The sequence below is a fragment of the Paenibacillus senegalimassiliensis genome (assembly GCF_001486585.1).
Classification (GTDB): Bacteria; Bacillota; Bacilli; order Paenibacillales; family Paenibacillaceae; genus Fontibacillus; species Fontibacillus senegalimassiliensis.
This window is the reverse complement of the sequence record NZ_LN909037.1, coordinates 40,365-57,813: the sequence shown is the minus strand read 5'-3', so window position 1 is coordinate 57,813 and position 17,449 is coordinate 40,365. Positions and strand designations below refer to the sequence as shown.

At 46.4% G+C, this 17,449-nt stretch carries 26 protein-coding genes; 3 read left to right on the top strand and 23 right to left on the bottom strand.

Annotated features, from left to right (window positions below; genetic code table 11):
* Positions 1–14: 14 nt before the first annotated feature.
* The 22 genes from rpmD to BN3279_RS01335 all read right to left on the bottom strand — a co-directional run bounded on the left by rpmD (position 15) and on the right by BN3279_RS01335 (position 12,461).
* On the bottom strand, positions 15–200 hold the full coding sequence (gene rpmD, locus BN3279_RS01435; protein ID WP_059048894.1) for a 50S ribosomal protein L30: 186 nt from the start codon (positions 198–200) through the stop codon (positions 15–17).
* A 12-nt stretch (positions 201–212) separates the two neighbouring features.
* Positions 213–710: a 30S ribosomal protein S5 gene (gene rpsE / locus BN3279_RS01430; protein ID WP_018753978.1), complete on the bottom strand. Its 498-nt coding sequence runs from the start codon at positions 708–710 to the stop codon at positions 213–215.
* Positions 711–736: 26 nt separating this feature from the next.
* Positions 737–1,105: a 50S ribosomal protein L18 gene (gene rplR / locus BN3279_RS01425; RefSeq protein ID WP_059048893.1), complete on the bottom strand. Its 369-nt coding sequence runs from the start codon at positions 1,103–1,105 to the stop codon at positions 737–739.
* Between the two features lie 83 nt (positions 1,106–1,188).
* Positions 1,189–1,731 carry a 50S ribosomal protein L6 gene (rplF, locus tag BN3279_RS01420; protein ID WP_059048892.1) on the bottom strand — a complete coding sequence of 181 codons (543 nt, stop codon included), beginning with the start codon at positions 1,729–1,731 and terminating at the stop codon, positions 1,189–1,191.
* Between the two features lie 30 nt (positions 1,732–1,761).
* Entirely contained in the window at positions 1,762–2,160 is a 399-nt protein-coding gene (gene rpsH / locus BN3279_RS01415) for a 30S ribosomal protein S8 (protein ID WP_018753981.1), read from the bottom strand.
* A gap of 31 nt (positions 2,161–2,191) precedes the next feature.
* Positions 2,192–2,377 carry a type Z 30S ribosomal protein S14 gene (locus BN3279_RS23280; protein WP_013312154.1) on the bottom strand — a complete coding sequence of 62 codons (186 nt, stop codon included), beginning with the start codon at positions 2,375–2,377 and terminating at the stop codon, positions 2,192–2,194.
* A 41-nt stretch (positions 2,378–2,418) separates the two neighbouring features.
* The gene (rplE, locus tag BN3279_RS01410) at positions 2,419–2,961 is read right to left on the bottom strand and encodes a 50S ribosomal protein L5 (RefSeq protein WP_059048891.1); all 543 of its coding nucleotides are present in this window, start codon (positions 2,959–2,961) and stop codon (positions 2,419–2,421) included.
* A gap of 33 nt (positions 2,962–2,994) precedes the next feature.
* Positions 2,995–3,348, bottom strand: coding sequence for a 50S ribosomal protein L24 (gene rplX / locus BN3279_RS01405; RefSeq protein WP_018753983.1), 354 nt, complete (start codon positions 3,346–3,348; stop codon positions 2,995–2,997).
* 39 nt (positions 3,349–3,387) lie between these two features.
* Positions 3,388–3,756, bottom strand: coding sequence for a 50S ribosomal protein L14 (rplN, locus tag BN3279_RS01400; protein ID WP_059048890.1), 369 nt, complete (start codon positions 3,754–3,756; stop codon positions 3,388–3,390).
* Between the two features lie 36 nt (positions 3,757–3,792).
* Positions 3,793–4,056: a 30S ribosomal protein S17 gene (gene rpsQ, locus BN3279_RS01395; RefSeq protein WP_018753985.1), complete on the bottom strand. Its 264-nt coding sequence runs from the start codon at positions 4,054–4,056 to the stop codon at positions 3,793–3,795.
* A 51-nt stretch (positions 4,057–4,107) separates the two neighbouring features.
* Positions 4,108–4,308 (bottom strand): 50S ribosomal protein L29, encoded by a 201-nt coding sequence (gene rpmC / locus BN3279_RS01390; protein ID WP_059048889.1) that lies wholly within the window; start codon positions 4,306–4,308, stop codon positions 4,108–4,110.
* Complete coding sequence (rplP, locus tag BN3279_RS01385; RefSeq protein ID WP_059048888.1) at positions 4,298–4,732, bottom strand: 50S ribosomal protein L16; 435 nt, start codon at positions 4,730–4,732, stop codon at positions 4,298–4,300. The genes rpmC and rplP overlap by 11 nt, the downstream gene beginning before the upstream one ends.
* A 2-nt stretch (positions 4,733–4,734) precedes the next feature.
* Positions 4,735–5,403: a 30S ribosomal protein S3 gene (gene rpsC, locus BN3279_RS01380; RefSeq protein WP_059048887.1), complete on the bottom strand. Its 669-nt coding sequence runs from the start codon at positions 5,401–5,403 to the stop codon at positions 4,735–4,737.
* A 13-nt stretch (positions 5,404–5,416) separates the two neighbouring features.
* A complete protein-coding gene (rplV, locus tag BN3279_RS01375; RefSeq protein WP_018753989.1) occupies positions 5,417–5,749 on the bottom strand; it encodes a 50S ribosomal protein L22 in 333 nt (110 codons plus the stop codon).
* Positions 5,750–5,787: 38 nt separating this feature from the next.
* Positions 5,788–6,066 carry a 30S ribosomal protein S19 gene (gene rpsS / locus BN3279_RS01370; protein WP_059048886.1) on the bottom strand — a complete coding sequence of 93 codons (279 nt, stop codon included), beginning with the start codon at positions 6,064–6,066 and terminating at the stop codon, positions 5,788–5,790.
* Between the two features lie 77 nt (positions 6,067–6,143).
* Entirely contained in the window at positions 6,144–6,974 is an 831-nt protein-coding gene (gene rplB / locus BN3279_RS01365) for a 50S ribosomal protein L2 (RefSeq protein ID WP_059048885.1), read from the bottom strand.
* 28 nt (positions 6,975–7,002) lie between these two features.
* The gene (rplW, locus tag BN3279_RS01360; RefSeq protein WP_018753992.1) at positions 7,003–7,293 is read right to left on the bottom strand and encodes a 50S ribosomal protein L23; all 291 of its coding nucleotides are present in this window, start codon (positions 7,291–7,293) and stop codon (positions 7,003–7,005) included.
* Positions 7,293–7,916 (bottom strand): 50S ribosomal protein L4, encoded by a 624-nt coding sequence (gene rplD / locus BN3279_RS01355; protein WP_059048884.1) that lies wholly within the window; start codon positions 7,914–7,916, stop codon positions 7,293–7,295. The genes rplW and rplD overlap by 1 nt, the downstream gene beginning before the upstream one ends.
* A 28-nt stretch (positions 7,917–7,944) precedes the next feature.
* Positions 7,945–8,568 carry a 50S ribosomal protein L3 gene (gene rplC, locus BN3279_RS01350; RefSeq protein ID WP_059048883.1) on the bottom strand — a complete coding sequence of 208 codons (624 nt, stop codon included), beginning with the start codon at positions 8,566–8,568 and terminating at the stop codon, positions 7,945–7,947.
* Positions 8,569–8,613: 45 nt separating this feature from the next.
* Positions 8,614–8,922, bottom strand: a complete 309-nt coding sequence (rpsJ, locus tag BN3279_RS01345; RefSeq protein WP_006037947.1) for a 30S ribosomal protein S10 — start codon at positions 8,920–8,922, stop codon at positions 8,614–8,616.
* A gap of 264 nt (positions 8,923–9,186) precedes the next feature.
* Complete coding sequence (locus tag BN3279_RS01340; RefSeq protein WP_059048882.1) at positions 9,187–10,707, bottom strand: response regulator transcription factor; 1,521 nt, start codon at positions 10,705–10,707, stop codon at positions 9,187–9,189.
* Positions 10,704–12,461 (bottom strand): cache domain-containing sensor histidine kinase, encoded by a 1,758-nt coding sequence (locus BN3279_RS01335; RefSeq protein WP_148466790.1) that lies wholly within the window; start codon positions 12,459–12,461, stop codon positions 10,704–10,706. The genes BN3279_RS01340 and BN3279_RS01335 overlap by 4 nt, the downstream gene beginning before the upstream one ends.
* A 137-nt stretch (positions 12,462–12,598) precedes the next feature.
* Between BN3279_RS01335 and BN3279_RS01330 the strand changes: the two genes are divergently transcribed.
* Genes BN3279_RS01330 through BN3279_RS01320 form a run of 3 tightly spaced genes read left to right on the top strand, consistent with a single transcriptional unit; the run spans position 12,599 to position 16,099 of the window.
* On the top strand, positions 12,599–13,507 hold the full coding sequence (locus tag BN3279_RS01330; RefSeq protein WP_059048880.1) for an ABC transporter permease: 909 nt from the start codon (positions 12,599–12,601) through the stop codon (positions 13,505–13,507).
* A gap of 13 nt (positions 13,508–13,520) precedes the next feature.
* The gene (locus BN3279_RS01325) at positions 13,521–14,393 is read left to right on the top strand and encodes a carbohydrate ABC transporter permease (protein ID WP_059048879.1); all 873 of its coding nucleotides are present in this window, start codon (positions 13,521–13,523) and stop codon (positions 14,391–14,393) included.
* A gap of 29 nt (positions 14,394–14,422) precedes the next feature.
* Positions 14,423–16,099, top strand: a complete 1,677-nt coding sequence (locus tag BN3279_RS01320) for an extracellular solute-binding protein (RefSeq protein ID WP_059048878.1) — start codon at positions 14,423–14,425, stop codon at positions 16,097–16,099.
* An 83-nt stretch (positions 16,100–16,182) separates the two neighbouring features.
* Here the strand turns inward: BN3279_RS01320 and tuf are convergent, their stop codons facing one another.
* On the bottom strand, positions 16,183–17,373 hold the full coding sequence (tuf, locus tag BN3279_RS01315; protein ID WP_059048877.1) for an elongation factor Tu: 1,191 nt from the start codon (positions 17,371–17,373) through the stop codon (positions 16,183–16,185).
* Between the last annotated feature and the right edge of the window lie 76 nt (positions 17,374–17,449).

Below are 17,449 nucleotides of genomic sequence, written 5' to 3'. Positions count from 1 at the left end.
AAACTTTCAAAACCTTAACCTTCGATTTCTTGAACCGAAACCAAGTGGCTCACTTGATTAACCATGCCACGAATAGCTGGATTGTCGTTGTGAACTACGGATTGGTTGATTTTGCGAAGTCCCAAAGTTTTAACGGTAGTACGTTGGTTCCCCGGACGACCGATCAAACTACGCACGAGGGTAATTTGCAGTTTAGCCATGAGATTCCCTCCTTAACCGAGAAGTTCTTCGACGGATTTACCGCGTAATTTCGCAACATCCTCAGCGCGTTTCAGACGGGACAAGCCTTCCAAAGTCGCGTTGACCATGTTAATGGAATTCGAAGAACCTAAAGATTTTGTCAAAATGTCGCCTACACCAGCAAGCTCAAGCACGGCACGAACTGGACCGCCAGCGATTACCCCGGTACCTTCCGATGCTGGTTTCAACAGCACACGGCCGGCTCCGAAATGCCCGACTACTTGGTGAGGGATCGAAGTTCCCACGAGTGGAACATGTACAAGATTTTTCTTAGCATCTTCAATTCCTTTGCGAATCGCATCAGGAACTTCGCCTGCTTTGCCGATACCGGCGCCAACCCAACCGTTGCCGTCGCCGACAACAACTAGTGCGCTGAAGCTAAAACGACGTCCGCCTTTAACTACTTTAGCTACGCGGTTAATGTTTACAACTCTTTCAGTCAGTTCTAAAGTATTCGGATCTACACGCAAGTCGTTAACCTCCTTTTAATGATATTTTAGAATTCCAGGCCTGCTTCGCGAGCTGCGTCAGCGAGTGCCTGAATACGTCCATGGTACAGGTATCCTCCACGGTCAAATACAACATTCTTATGACCTTGCTCTTGAGCACGTTTTGCGATCAATTCGCCAACTTTGCGAGCTGATTCCACGTTGGCACCGTTACCGATGGCAGTACTCAATTCTTTATCAACGGTCGAAGCGCTAGCCAGCGTTACGCCTGCTACGTCATCGATCAATTGTGCATAGATATGTTTGGAAGAACGGTATACGTTCAATCTTGGACGAGCTGCCGTTCCTTGGATTTTTCTCCGTACACGCAGATGTCTTTTCAGACGAGCTTTGTTCTTATCACCTTTTGTAATCATGACTTCGATTTCACTCCCTTCGGTTTACCGTTACGCACATTTCCTATCAAGACGCCAGAAAGTGAAGCCTGTTAAGAAGAGGTTTATTTCTTCTTACCAGCCTTACCTTCCTTGCGAATGATGCGTTCGCCTTCATACTTGATCCCTTTGCCTTTATAAGGCTCTGGTGCACGAACAGCACGAATGTTAGCGGCATATTCGCCTACACGTTCTTTGTTGATCCCTTTTACGATGATCTTCGTGTTCACAGGCACTTCGAATTCAATACCTGCTTCCGGAGTGATTTCTACCGGATGGGAGTAGCCAACGTTCAGAACGAGTTTGTTGCCGGCCAAGCTTGCGCGGTAACCAACGCCAACCAGTTCGAGCGTTTTGGTGAAGCCTTCCGTTACTCCGCTGACCATGTTGTTCACAACGGAACGGGTCGTACCATGCAGAGAACGATGCAATTTATTATCAGAAGGACGTTCAACAGTAATCACGTTTTCTTCAAGTGCTACCTTGATGTCCTTGTGAAGCTCACGAGTTAAAGTGCCTTTCGGCCCTTTTACCGTAATCACGGCATTATCGAGTGTGACGGTGACGCCACTTGGTACTGTAATTGGTTTGCGACCAATACGAGACATTTATTGCACCTCCTTGTTATAAGACGTTAATTACCAAACGTAGCAGACAACTTCGCCGCCAGCTTTGGACTGACGAGCTTCCTTGTCGGTCATGACTCCCTTGGAAGTGGAGATGATCGCGATACCTAAGCCGCCGAGGACACGAGGAACTTCGTTACTTTTCGTGTACACGCGAAGGCCTGGTTTACTGATTCTCTTAAGTCCAGTAATTACGCGCTCATTGTTAGGGCCGTATTTCAGGAAAATACGAATCAACCCTTGTTTGTTATCATCAACATATTCCGCATCACGGATGAAACCTTCACGCTTAAGGATTTCAGCGATTTGTTTCTTGATCGTGGACGCAGGCAGTTCTACCGTTTCGTGACGAACTGTGTTCGCGTTACGAATACGTGTAAGCATATCTGCAATTGGATCTGACATAGTCATACGTGTAAACCTCCTTCCCGTTGTTGATTAATTACCAGCTTGCTTTTTTCACGCCAGGAATCTGGCCTTTATAAGCTAATTCACGGAAGCAAATTCTGCAAATCTTGAACTTTTGCAATACCGAATGTGGACGACCACAACGCTCGCAGCGAGTGTAAGCCCGCACTTTAAACTTAGGCGTACGTTGTTGTTTAACTTTCATCGAAGTTTTAGCCACTTAGCCTGACACCTCCTAAATAGTTTCGGAGAATTAACTCTTTACTTTGCAAATGGCATACCCAGTGCTGTCAAGAGCTCACGGGATTCTTCATCCGTCTTCGCTGTAGTTACGAGGACGATATCCATACCGCGTACTTTATCCACTTGATCGTATTCGATCTCGGGGAAAATCAGTTGTTCTTTCAGACCCAGCGTATAGTTGCCACGACCGTCGAATGCTTTCGTCGATACACCGTGGAAGTCACGGACACGCGGAAGCGTAACATTGAACAATTTGTCGAGGAAATGATACATACGGTCACCGCGAAGAGTAACCTTTACACCGATCGGCATGTTCTCACGAAGTTTGAAACCGGCAATGGATTTCTTAGCACGCGTGATTACTGGCTTTTGACCAGCGATCAGTTGCATGTCATTCACTGCAGAATCAAGCACTTTGGAGTTTGCTACCGCTTCACCAACACCCATATTGATAACAACTTTCTCAATCTTAGGCACTTGCATAACTGTCGTATAGTTGAATTTTTGAACCAAAGCAGGTGTCACTTCGTTCAAAAAGCGTTCTTTTAATCTTGATGCCATGAATCATGGACCTCCTTTCTTTGCGTTCCTGGATTAGTCGATTACTTCTCCGGATTTTTTAGCTACGCGAACTTTCTTGCCGTTGTCCAATACTTTGTAACCGATACGGGTTACTTTTCCGCTCTTCGGATCAACGTGCATTACGTTCGAAACATGAATCGGAGCTTCTTTCTCAATAATGCCGCCTTGTGGGTTTAGCTGATTTGGTTTTTGATGTTTCTTAACCATATTCACGCCTTCCACAAGCACGCGGTTTTCGCGTGGATATGCAGCGATGACGCGGCCTTTTTTGCCTTTGTCTTTACCAGAGATAACGATAACCGTATCATCCTTCTTGACATGCAGCTTATTGTTATGAGATTCAAGGATCTTTTTCAGTCTAGGCACTTGTTTTACACCTCCTGTTATTTCGGGGTAGGGGCTTTATTAGATAACTTCCGGAGCCAAGGAAACGATCTTCATAAAGTCTTTATCGCGAAGTTCACGAGCAACTGGTCCGAAGATACGTGTTCCGCGTGGGCTTTTATCTTCTTTAACAACAACCGCTGCATTCTCATCAAATGCGATGTAAGAACCGTCTTTACGACGAACCGAACGTTTTGTACGAACAACAACCGCTCTGACTACATCACCTTTTTTGACAACGCCGCCTGGTGTTGCTTGTTTGACGGAACAAACGATCAGATCACCGATTTGCGCCGTGCGACGACCCGTACCGCCCAGAACGCGGATACACATCAATTCCTTCGCGCCGGAGTTGTCAGCCACATGCAAACGTGTAAATGGTTGAATCATGGATATTTCCTCCTTTCGGTCTAAGCTACCGTGCTATTAAATGATAACCGCTTCTTCAACGACTTCAACGAGTCTCCAGCGTTTGTCTTTGGACAACGGACGCGTTTCGGCGATTTTAACGATATCTCCGATTTTCGCAGTGTTGTTCTCATCATGCGCTTTAAATTTTTTCGTGTATTTAATGCGCTTGTGGTACAAATTATGTTTCTTATAGGTTTCTACAGCAACAACGATCGTTTTGTCCATCTTGTCGCTGACGACTTTACCAATTTGCACTTTACGGCTGTTACGTTCGCTCATGGTTAGCCTCCTTCCTGGACTTAAGCGTTTCTCTTATCCGAGTAACGCTTCTTAGCTGATAATTCCAAGTTCTCTTTCACGAATCACGGTTTTAGCACGAGCTATTTCCTTACGCACATCGCGAATCCGAGTCGGGTTGTCAAGTTGGCCGGTAGCCAACTGGAAACGGAGGTTAAAGAGTTCCTCTTTAAAGCCTGCGATTTTTTGTTCGATTTCTACAGTGGTTAAGTTGCGAAGTTCATTAGCTTTCATTTGCTTCACCACCCAATTCTTCACGTTTCACAAACTTCGTTTTGATCGGCAGTTTGTGAGCAGCAAGACGCATTGCTTCACGTGCGATTTCTTCGGATACACCTGCAAGCTCAAACATGATTTTGCCTGGCTTAACAACGGCAACCCATTTCTCTACGTTACCCTTACCGCTACCCATCCGAACTTCAAGAGGCTTTTGAGTAATCGGCTTATCAGGGAAAATTTTAATCCATACTTTACCGCCACGTTTCATGTAACGCGTCATTGCAATACGCGCTGCTTCAATTTGACGGTTCGTAATCCAAGTAGGTTCCAGAGCTTGCAGACCGTATTCACCGAAGTTGAGTTCGGTGCCGCCTTTTGCTTGGCCTCTCATGCTACCGCGTTGTTGCTTGCGGTGTTTTACGCGTTTTGGTACCAACATGATTAGTTGCCTCCTTCCTTAGCAGCTTGTTGTTTCTTAGCCGTAGGAAGAACCTCTCCACGATAGATCCATACTTTCACGCCGATACGGCCATAAGTCGTATGCGCTTCTGCCGTACCGTAATCGATGTCGGCGCGGAGCGTATGAAGTGGAACAGTTCCTTCACTGTAGCCTTCTGAACGAGCGATTTCAGCACCGCCAAGACGACCGCTGACTGCTGTCTTAATCCCTTTTGCTCCCGAACGCATAGTTCTTTGAATCGCTTGTTTCAGCGCACGACGGAAAGAAACACGACGTTCCAATTGTTGTGCGATGCTTTCAGCAACCAAAATTGCGTCAAGATCAGGATGTTTAATTTCCGAAATATTGATGTGAACTTTCTTGCCGCCTGCAATCTTGGTGATTTCACCCCGCAGGTTTTCCACTTCCGAACCGCCTTTACCGATAACCATACCCGGCTTGGCTGTGTGGATTGTTACGTTCACACGATTTGCCGCTCTCTCGATTTCGATCCGAGATACTGCGGAATCTTTCAATTTAGTCTTCAGATGTTCACGAATTTTAACGTCTTCCAGCAAAAGATCACCAAAATCTTTTCCTGCGTACCATTTGGATTCCCAATCACGGATAATCCCTACTCGTAATCCGACCGGATTTACCTTTTGGCCCACACGTTTTCCCTCCTTATTTTTCGGATACCACCAATGTAATGTGGCTGGTGCGTTTGTTGATCCGGCTAGCACGTCCCATAGCCCGTGGACGGAAACGCTTCATCGTCGGACCTTGGTTTACGTAAGCTTGCGTAATCACCAATTTATTGACATCCATAGAATAGTTATGTTCTGCATTGGCAATCGCCGAGTTCAAAAGCTTCTCCACAACTGGGGAAGCCGCCTTTGGAGTATGGCGGAGAATCGCGATCGCATCGCCAACTTGCTTGCCGCGGATCAGATCGATAACGAGCTGAGCTTTGCGGGGAGCAATACGAATAGATTTTGCATGTGCTTTAGCTTCCATGTGTATTACCTCCTCTCAAACGAAGAACTTTATCGAAATTAACGTCTCGTTTTCTTATCATCGTCCGTATGACCTTTGTACGTACGGGTTGGAGCAAATTCGCCCAGTTTATGTCCGACCATATCCTCGGTTACATATACAGGAACATGCTTGCGACCGTCATATACGCCAAACGTTTGACCGATGAATTGCGGGTAGATCGTGGAACGACGGGACCAAGTTTTGATCACGACTTTCTTGCTCGAAGCGCTCGCTTCTTCAACTTTCTTCAACAGGTATCCGTCGATAAAAGGGCCCTTTTTCAAACTACGACTCATTCATTTATCCTCCCTTCACATTGCGCTGCTTGTTAAACAGATTCGTTCATGCCGCGAAGTGATCCGCAGGATGCGGATTACTTCGTGCGACGGCGAACGATATATTTATCAGAAGCTTTACCTTTTTTACGCGTTTTGTAACCCAGGGTCGGTTTGCCCCAAGGAGACAACGGAGATTTACGACCGATTGGAGCGCGGCCTTCACCACCACCGTGAGGGTGATCGTTAGGGTTCATGACGACACCGCGGACTTCCGGACGTTGTCCGAGCCAACGATTACGTCCTGCTTTACCGATCTTCACGAGTTCGTGGTCACCGTTACCTACGGAACCGATGGTTGCGCGGCAAACTTTCAGGACCTTACGAACTTCACCGGAAGAAAGGCGAATCGTTACGTATTTTTCTTCTTTACCAAGCAATTGAGCTTCAGTACCGGCTGCGCGAACCAATTGTCCGCCTTTGCCAGGCTTCAATTCAATGTTGTGAATCACAGTACCCACAGGAATGTTCTCCAGTGGCAGAGCGTTACCGATTTTGATGTCGGAACCCACGCCAGACTCGATCGTGTCGCCCACTTTCAAGCCCTTAGGAGCGATGATGTAACGTTTCTCCCCATCGGCATAATGGATCAAAGCGATGTTAGAGGTCCGGTTTGGATCGTATTCGATCGTAGCAACGCGGCCTGGAATTCCATCTTTGTTCCGTTTGAAGTCGATGATACGATATTTACGCTTATGTCCGCCGCCATGGTGACGAACAGTGATTTTACCTTGGTTATTGCGGCCTGCTGTTTTGCTCAGCGGTGCAAGCAAGGATTTTTCCGGCTCATTCGTTGTGATTTCTTCGAAAGTCGATACGCTCATTGCGCGTCTTGCCGGGGATGTCGGTTTGTACTTTTTAATTGGCACGAGTTTTCCCTCCTTACTTTAAAAGATTTTATACCGATTCAAAGAACTCAAGCGGTTTGCTGTCAGCTGTCAAAGTAACGAATGCTTTTTTCCACTCAGGAGTATAACCAGAGTAGCGTCCGTAACGTTTCAGCTTCCCAGGAACGCGCAGGGTATTCACTTTGCTCACTTTAACACCAAAGATCGCTTCTACAGCTTTCTTGATTTCGGTCTTATTGGCACGAATATCAACTTCGAAAACATATTTCAAGTCGTTCATGTATTCAGCCGTACGTTCCGTAATCACCGGGCGTTTGATAATATCACGAGGATCTTTCATTACGCGAGCACCTCCTCTACCTTCTGAACTGCTTCCTTCGTAATGATCAGTTTGTCGTGTGTTAACACGTCAAGAACATTAATGCCGTCAGCCGCTACAAATTTAACACCTGGAATATTACGAGCAGACAATGCCACATTGTCATCATAGCTAGGAGCTACGATCAATGCTTTACGTTCTACTTTCAGGTTGTTCAAAATCGCTGCGAATTCTTTCGTTTTTGGACCGTTCAGGGTGAGCGCGTCCAACACAATGATGTCTTGATCGATTACTTTCGACGACAAGGCCGATTTAATCGCCAAACGACGTACTTTCTTAGGCAATTTGTAAGAATAGCTGCGTGGAGTTGGTCCGAAAACCGTTCCGCCGCCTACCCATTGTGGTGAGCGAATGGAGCCTTGACGAGCGCGACCTGTACCTTTTTGTTTCCAAGGTTTACGTCCGCCGCCACGAACTTCCGAGCGTCCTTTAACTTTGTGCGTACCAAAACGCAGGGAAGCGCGCTGCATAACTACAGCTTCATGAAGAACATGTGTGTTCGGTTCAATTCCGAATACAGCATCATTCAGTTCAACTTCGCCCACTTGGCTACCGCTAATATTGAAAAGTGCTACTTTTGGCATTTCTTGTTCCTCCTTTCTTAGGGGTTATTTATTTCTTAATAGTTTCTTTTACTTTAACAAAGCTGTTCTTAGGTCCTGGAATCGAACCCTTCACCAGCAATACATTACGTTCAGCATCTACGCGTACAATCTCAAGGCCTTGGATTGTAACCGTGTCGCTACCCATATGTCCTGGAAGGCGTTTGCCTTTCGGAACACGGTTCGCTTGGATAGAACCCATGGAACCAGGTCTACGATGGTAACGCGATCCGTGAGCCATTGGTCCGCGGCTTTGTCCCCAACGTTTGATAACACCTTGGAATCCTTTACCTTTAGAAACACCCGTTACGTCAACAAATTCGCCCTCAGCAAAAATATCAACTTTGACCTCTTGGCCAACTTCATATCCTGCCAAATCAATACCGCGAATTTCACGAACGTAGCGCTTAGGCGTTGCGCCTGCTTTCTTCGCATGCCCAACTTCCGGTTTGTTTGATCTAGATTCTTTTTTATCGGCATAACCGATTTGGATGGCTTCATAACCGTCGTTCTCCAGGTCTTTCTTTTGCAGAACCACGTTAGAGCTTGCCTCAATGACCGTTACGGGAATGACATTCCCTTCCGGAGTAAATACTTGAGTCATTCCAAGTTTTTTTCCTAAGATACCTTTCATGTTGACACCTCTTTTCCTTTCCTGATTACCTTACAATAGTAGGTATTACAATTTGATTTCGATATCTACACCGGACGGCAGATCCAAGCGCATCAAGGCATCCACAGTTTGTGGAGTTGGGTTTACAATATCGATCAGACGTTTGTGCGTCCGCATTTCGAATTGCTCCCGGGAATCCTTGTACTTGTGTACCGCACGGAGAACAGTAATAATTTGTTTCTCAGTTGGCAACGGAATCGGCCCGGATACGCCAGCACCCGAACGTTTTGCCGTTTCAACGATTTTCTCTGCGGATTGATCAAGAATTCTGTGGTCGTAAGCTTTCAAACGAATACGAATTTTTTGCTTTGCCATTTTAGTCCCTCCTTCTATCGCCCAATTTGGTATCGGACATACTCCGCGAAAATTTTCTGACCACTCTCCCATGGCAAAGGGGCCGGGTGTGTCAGTAACCTCTCGCATCATCGCAACGTCACAGAACAACATTCATTATTATATAGAAAACACAGGAGCAATGCAAGCAGAAATTATAAAAGTATTCATCACTATTTATAGCGATATATATTATAGAAGGAAATCATCTTCTCGGGGTCATTATAACCTTACTAAACCGCGTTCTCATGGCTCGTTAGGCTGTTTGTTTTGGCGAAATTCACTGGGAGACATATGGAAGTGCTTTTTGAATACGCTGGAAAAGTAGGTCGAGTCCTCAAAGCCCACCGTTTGGCAGATCTCGGTCATCTTCATGTCCGTGTTTCTGAGCAACACCTGTGCCCGTTGCAGCTTCAGTCTGTTGACATACCCGGTAAAGGTCTCGCCCATTTCCTTCTTGAACAAGGTGCTGAAGTAGCTGGGGTTCAAGTGGATGTGCTCCGCTACCTGCTTGACCGACAGTTCGCCCAAATAGTGCTGCCCGATATATTCGCAGGCTAACTCCATCGGATTAGCATTACGATTGAGCGGCTGCTTCCACTGCTTGAGTCGCAGAGTGAATTCATCATATTCCCCGCGCAGCCACTCAGCTATCTGGCGAGAATCAGACAGGTCACGAATATGATCAAGCAACTCCACCACCGGTTGGACCGACTGTGGAGACAAGGTCAGAATAGCTGCAACCTGATCCAGCGCCATAGCCTGATTAACGGCTACAATCTTACTTTCCGCCAAATTATGCTGAGGCAGTTGCCCAAGGACTTCGGCAAAATAACTGTCCAGACAACCGTGTTCTCCCGCAACAATTAAATCCATAATTTCATTTTTGATATCCTGTGCTGCCTGATGACTGGTAAGTTCTCCTGCGGAAGGCACCGGGACCACATGCTTAACTTCTTCCTCACCGTATGCCCCGTACGCTTCCAGCAAGGAAGAGACGTTTGTGCAGGCTCCCAAAAAAGCACATTCAATTTCAATGCCCAGATAATCACGGGCCGCCTCAACCGCCTGTTTCCTCCAAACTTCAAAGACTTCATCTGCGTCAGCAGACAGTACAAACCGATCTGCGGTCAACACCATAAGTTCTGTTCGAGCCCCGTCTTTGCAGGCAAGCTCTTGAATGATATTAAGAATACCGTATTGAAGAAGGTACAGATCTTCTTGCCGATAATGTTTCCCTGCGGGGAAATAGTCATGGACAGCGATTAACCAAAGTTGCCTACCTGCGAATAATCGTTCGTACCGGCCCGAAATATCCTCGTTCATTTGAACTTTGAGTAAAATAGAGCGCAGCAACAGTTCCCTCGCCGCTCTTTGCGCCGTGTATCTACTCTCAAGCTTATCTGCTGCGATGCGGAGAATACGAGTGATATCTTCGTCAGAACATGGCTTGAGCAGGAAATCCATGGCCCCGAAGCGCAGAGCAGATTGAGCGTATTGGAAATCCTGATAACCGGTAATCATCACGAACATGGTATCCACACGATGCTCGTGAATCCGCTGCGCCAGCTCAATGCCGTTCATAATAGGCATATGTATATCCATCAGAACCAGGTCCGGCTGCAATTGAACGATTTTGCGCCAGCCCTCCTCCCCGGTTTCGGCTTCGCCGATTACCTGCCAGCCTACTGACTTCTGTCTGACGAAAAATTTTAGCCCTTCACGAAAGTTGGGTTGGTCCTCTACGATCAATATCGTTCTTCTCATATCTGCTCCTTCTCTCCTGTAGGCAAGATATAACTGATCATCGTTCCACTGTCACTGCGGCTGGCGAATTGAAGACCATAGGGATCGCCATGAACAAGCTGTATTCTCCGCTTTACATTTTGCACACCCAAGTGCTCGTTCAAATTGTCATGCCCGGTGGCTTGCAGCCTTTGCAGGGTCGCCGGGTCAATGCCTTTCCCATTATCGGCAATATCGATTCTTAGTGCATCTTGCTCTAGATAAGCATGAACACTCAGTTTTTTTTGATCCAGCGTTGTTTTACGGTCGAAGGCATGAACAAATACATTCTCAATCGTAGGCTGCAAAATCAATCGTTGGATCGGACAAGCAGCCACCGCTTCATCCACCTGAATGCTCAACTCCAGTTCCGGATGAAACAATTCCATTTGAATAGCAATATAATTTTTGATCTGCTCCATTTCCTCATGCAGTGTACTGGGCATCTCAATAGGCTTTAAGGAATACTGCAGAATCGTGGAGAGTGACTTGATGATGTTAGCGGTATCCTTCACATTTTGTAAATACAACTTCCAGTAGATCTCATTAAAGATATTATACAAAAAATGCGGGTTAAGCTGAGCTTGCAAGGTCCTCAATTCCGCCTCTTTCTCACGCAGTTGCTTTAACAGCACTTCATTAATCAAGGTATGAATATGATCGATCATATCGTTAAATGTCTCGCCCAGAAATGCAAGTTCGTCCTTCGTACGGACCTCAATTCGCGTATGCATCTGCCCGTAACGAATTCTTCTCATACTGAATACCAGTTCCTTCAGTGGGCGAAGCAACCTGGAACTGGCTATAGCCAGAAGCAAGCTGGTGAGCAAGATGCTAACGAGCCCGGATAGAGCAATCGTTTTAAAAATATCGCTATTCCGCTTATCCATCTCCCGCAGAGACAACCCGCTCACCAACTTGAAATTTCCTGAGGTCGACTGCTTTTTTACGAATAAATAGTTGCCCATTTCGGTTGCCTGAATTATTGACTCCTTATCACTATACTGCAATGGAATTTCAGCGGTATCCTTATCGGATCGCCCCTGTCCAGTAAACAATAGACGGTCTTTATGATCCAGCAAATAAACCTTGCCATTCTCCCCTTCCAGCTCTGCTGTCACTTCCGAGTAGAAACCTTCGTCCAGCACCAACACTAGCGTCCCGTAAGTCTCTTGCCAGGTGCTCTTCATCAATCGTGCGGCGATGATCATGGTACGATATCCATCAGGATCCGCCGTACTGGCCAGCCTCATTCTGAACCAAGTCAACGCCCCACCAGTACCTTCTAGCTCTTGATCAATAAACTGACGAGCCTCAGGGTCCAGCATAGACACTGCTCCGTAATTGGCATTGTAGTAGCTATCACCCAGCAGATTATAAATAAACATAGCCCGGATATCCGGGGCGTCCAGTTTGGCTTGGGAGACAACCTCATACAGCGATTGCAAGCCTTGAATCTTATCCTTTGGCCCCGTAGTGCCCATTAACACTTCAACGACCGTGGGCTGAAAAACAATGGATTGGGTTATCCGCTCCACTTCGTGAATGCTCTGGTTGATTCTCTGTAGCGTTTGTTCATTTGTTTTGTAGAATTGACCTTTGATCTCTTCCTGGAACAAGGTCTGATTGGACCGATAAATGATCAAACCGGTGATCGTAGAAGTGACAATCACAATGAGAGAAAAGCTGATAATGAGTTTGACGATCACGCTTCGAGTTGGAGAAAACGTTTTCAACAATATGAACCTCCTGGACTACTTCATCTGCAAACTATCTAATTTAAGCAAAAATACTGCCAATTATATTTAAAGAGATGGACAAATAAAGAGGGTACCATAGAAGCAACAACAAACGAAGGAGGTGAAATTCTAACATGAGAAGAGTTTTTAAAGGGGCCTTATTCCGAAAGAACATCCCGCTTTACGTCATGTTCGCTCCAGTAATTGCATATTATCTGATTTTTCGATATTTGCCAATAGGTGGGTTGGTCATTGCCTTCCAGAACTATAACTTCTTCGATGGCATCCTCCATAGTCCCTGGGTCGGATGGAAAAACTTTCAGATGCTGTTCAGTACCGATAAGACGATCTTGATTATCTGGAATACGCTGTGGCTTAGCTTCTTGAATTTGATCGTCGGGTTCCCCGTTCCGATTATTCTGGCATTGCTGCTCAACAGCGTCAAAAAGATGTGGTACAAACGGATGGTCCAGACGCTCGTATACCTGCCCCATTTCTTCTCCTGGGTTATTGTAGGCGGCATGGTCGTGACCATCTTCTCCCTGGAATCAGGGTTCATCAACCAATGGATTACCCAGCACTATGGAGAACCGTATCCGTTCTTGTACAAACATTTCTCTTGGGTATCCATCTTCGTTGGGGCTGGAATCTGGAAGGAGATGGGGTTCAGCACCATTATCTATCTGGCTGCGCTGACGGCAATCTCTCCCGCTCTTTATGAGGCTGCCTCCATCGATGGGGCAACGAAGTGGCGGCAAACCTGGCATGTGACCCTGCCCGGAATTCGAGGAACCATTATTTTGGTACTGATTCTATCCATGGGCAGAATCCTGGAAGTCGGGTTCGACCAGATTTACAATTTGCGCAATGCCATGGTATCCCAGATCTCCGAAGTCATCAGCACTTATATTTTCTCCATGGGTATTCAGGGAGGACAGTTCAGCTTGACGGCGGCACTAGGCTTCTTCGAGTCCGTCGTGGCCTTCATATTCATACTGGGCGCTAACCTGATTGCCAAAAAATTTGATAACCATCTGTTCTGAGGTGAATTCAACAATGAGCGAATCTTACGGAGACAAGATTTCAAGAATCATCATTTCCTTTATTCTGTTCCTGATTGCGCTATCTTGCTTGGCTCCTGTCCTCAACATCCTGTCTATTTCCCTAAGTGGCAAGCAAGCCGTCGAATCCGGTCAGGTGCTTCTGTGGCCCCTGGATATAACCCTTCAAAGCTATGAGACTTTATTTAAAGGGACTCGGATTCTTAGCGCTTTAAGCAACGGTCTCCAAATGACGATTGGCGGAGTGCTCCTGTCCATGGCTTTTACCATTTGCGCTGCTTACCCCTTATCCAAAAGTTATTTTTTCGGCAGACGGGTATTCACCCTGTTAATTCTCTTTACAATGGTATTTAGTGGAGGCCTAATCCCTACCTACCTGGTTGTCAAATCGCTCGGATTGATTGATACATACTGGGCTATCTGGTTGCCAGGCGTAATCAGCACCTTCAATATGCTGATCATGCGCTCTTACTTTGAGGGAATCTCTTCTGAGGTGGAAGATGCTGCGCGTATTGATGGCTGTAACGAGTGGCAACTGATGAGCAAGATCATTCTTCCATTATCCATGCCCGTGATCGCCACCTTGCTGTTATTCTATGGTGTAGGCTACTGGAACTCATTTATGAGTGTGTTGATCTACATTAACTCCACCGACAAATATACGATTACGGTCCTCATCCAGCAAATGATTCAAAGCCAGTCTCTCTTAACCGAAGCGCTGGCCAACGATGTGCAGGCGATTCAGCTTGTGCCGGACGGTATCAAATCGGCAGGGATCATCATATTGATCCTCCCCATGGTTATTGTATATCCATTCCTGCAGAAATATTTTGTGCAAGGCGTTATGTTAGGCTCTGTGAAAGGGTAGTTGCATTCCAAAATAGAGGGGGAATAACGATGTTTCAATCAAAAGTGTATAACCGCACCATAGCACTGACCTGCGCCATGCTGGCTATCCTTGCCATTACTACAGCCTGCGTCGGTAAGGAAGATCAGACCACCAATAGCTCTTCAGCCAAGAAAGGTTCTCTCAGCGCCACGGTTTACGATCGCGGACTGATTCCGGCTTCTGAAGGCACTATGGAGAAAAATCGCTGGACCAAGTGGATTAATGAGAGTGGTCCGGCAAATGTTACTTTCGTGGCGGTACCGCGAACAGAATCCAAGCAAAAGCTGAACACTTTATTTGCCTCAGGCAGCGCTCCTGATTTGATTTTTGAGTTCGAACCAAGCATTAAGAACCCGCTGTACGATCAAAAGCAGCTGATGCCTATCGATGACATGATTAATAATTACAGCACTGTCTATAAAAAGCTGATTGAAGAGAATCCAGCTCTTAAGCAAGCGTCCATTAAATCCGATGGTAAAATGTACGAGTTTGGAAAGCTTAACGAAGCAATTCCGCAAAACATTGCAGTAATCCGTCAGGATTGGCTGGAGAAGCTGAATTTGACGGCTCCCCAAACCACAGAAGAACTGTATCAGGTGGCCAAAGCCTTCGCCGAGAATGATCCCGATGGCAATGGTAAGAAGGATACTTACGGCCTTAATATCGGAGCGGGCCTGTCAGACGTCTTCGGCGGTGGCAGCCTGAACAACTCTTATGTAGATGTGAATGGTGAACTTGTTCGGCAATGGGATAATCACAGATATCATACGGAGTTTGTTAAGCAATTGTTCGATGAGGGCATTATCGATAAGGACTTTATTACTGACAATAACGGGGCCAAAGCAAGGCAAGATTTCTTAAATGGCAAGACCGGTATCTACTTCACTCAGGCCAATACCAGTCTGTGGAGCCGGCTATGGGTTGCTGATTACGCAACGCTCAAGGCTAATGTACCCGGTGCCGAGCTGGCTATCCTGGCTTACCCTAAATCTCCGCTTGGACAATATATTAACTGGATTAACAATCCGGTGCAAATGACGGCTGTGGTCAACCGATCAGCCAAGGACCCTAAAGCCATTATGGAATACATTGATTTTCTATCAACACCCGACACAGGTAGAACTTTAACCAGCGGTTTGGAAGGTGTACACTGGAATAATGGCGCTGGCGGTTGCCCTAATGCCATTGATCCGGAGAAGAACAAGACGGAAACCGGATATCTGGGGCAAGATTACAATATGGTCTTCTCCGTTCCGGAAGGTGGCAAATGCTTCTTCATTGCCGGTACCTTTAATGTAGAGAAGCCAGAAGAGAAACTAGCCAAAGACATGTTCAAAGCAAACCTCGATATTTTCTATGACTTGATTGATCAACAAGCTAGTTGGCCTGGCCTGACTCACAGTGAGCATCTGCCAAGCGTTCCTCAGGAACTACTAGTAGATTTGCAAAATGCCGGCACAGAAATTCCGAACATCTTCAAAAGCGCAATGGTGAGCGGCTCCAGCTATACCGTTGAGCAAGCCATGGCTGACGCACAAGCCACTTGGGACAAATACAATGGTAAGAAGATCGATGAGTTCTATCAGACTTGGTATTCCGAGAACAAGGATACGATTCTAATGCCTGTGGATATCTTCAGTATTGTCAATGACCAGAAAAAGCTGCAGGAAGATATATTGAAATAAATTCCGTAGTGAGTACAGTACAAAAAGAACACCCTCCCTTGAAATCAAGGGAGGGTGTTCTAATTCAGGCGGTTAAGGCCTTATTATTTGCTGATTGTAACAACGGCGCCCGATCCAACTGTACGGCCACCTTCACGAATGGAGAAGCGAGTTCCTTCTTCGATCGCGATTGGGGAGATCAGTTGTACGGTAACTTCGATGTTATCGCCAGGCATAACCATTTCAGTACCTTCTGGCAGGTTGATGATACCCGTTACGTCCGTTGTACGGAAGTAAAACTGTGGGCGGTAACCTGTGAAGAAAGGTTTATGACGTCCACCTTCTTCTTTTGTCAATACGTATACTTGAGCTGTAAACTCAGTGTGCGGATTAACGGAAGCTGGTTTAGCCAATACTTGACCGCGTTCGATTTGGTTACGGTCAACACCACGGAGCAATGCGCCGATGTTGTCGCCCGCTTCAGCGGAATCGAGCAATTTACGGAACATTTCAACGCCGGTAACAACGGATTTCTTAGTTTCTTCTTGGATACCCACGATTTCGATTTCGTCGCCGACTTTAACTGTACCGCGTTCAACACGGCCAGTAGCAACCGTACCACGACCTGTGATCGAGAATACGTCCTCGACAGGCATCAAGAATGGTTTGTCAACTGGACGTTCTGGAAGAGGAATGTACTCGTCGATAACTTCGAACATTTCAACGATTTTCTTAGCCCAGTCGCCAGTAGGGTTTTGCAACGCTTCACGAGCAGAACCACGGATAACAGGAGTGTCATCGCCAGGGAACTCATATTCGTTCAGCAAGTCGCGAACTTCCATTTCAACCAGTTCCAACAACTCTTCGTCTTCAACCATGTCGCATTTGTTCAGGAATACCACGATGTAAGGTACGCCTACGTTACGGGACAACAGGATGTGCTCGCGAGTTTGCGGCATTGGGCCGTCAGCTGCGGATACAACCAGGATTGCGCCGTCCATTTGAGCTGCGCCAGTGATCATGTTTTTAACATAGTCGGCGTGCCCTGGGCAGTCAACGTGTGCATAGTGACGATTAGGAGTTTCATATTCCACGTGGGAAGTCGAGATTGTGATCCCGCGTTCGCGTTCTTCTGGAGCTTTGTCAATTTGGTCGAATGCTACAGCAGCACCGCCATATGTTGTGGACAATACAGTCGTGATGGCTGCAGTCAGAGTTGTTTTACCATGGTCGACGTGACCAATTGTACCGATGTTAACATGCGGTTTTGTACGTTCGTATTTAGCCTTTGCCATTTTAAACAGTTCCTCCTTAAAATATGGATTGTTATGTTTGACTAACCGGAAGAGTTGATCTTCCGATCAGCAAGTA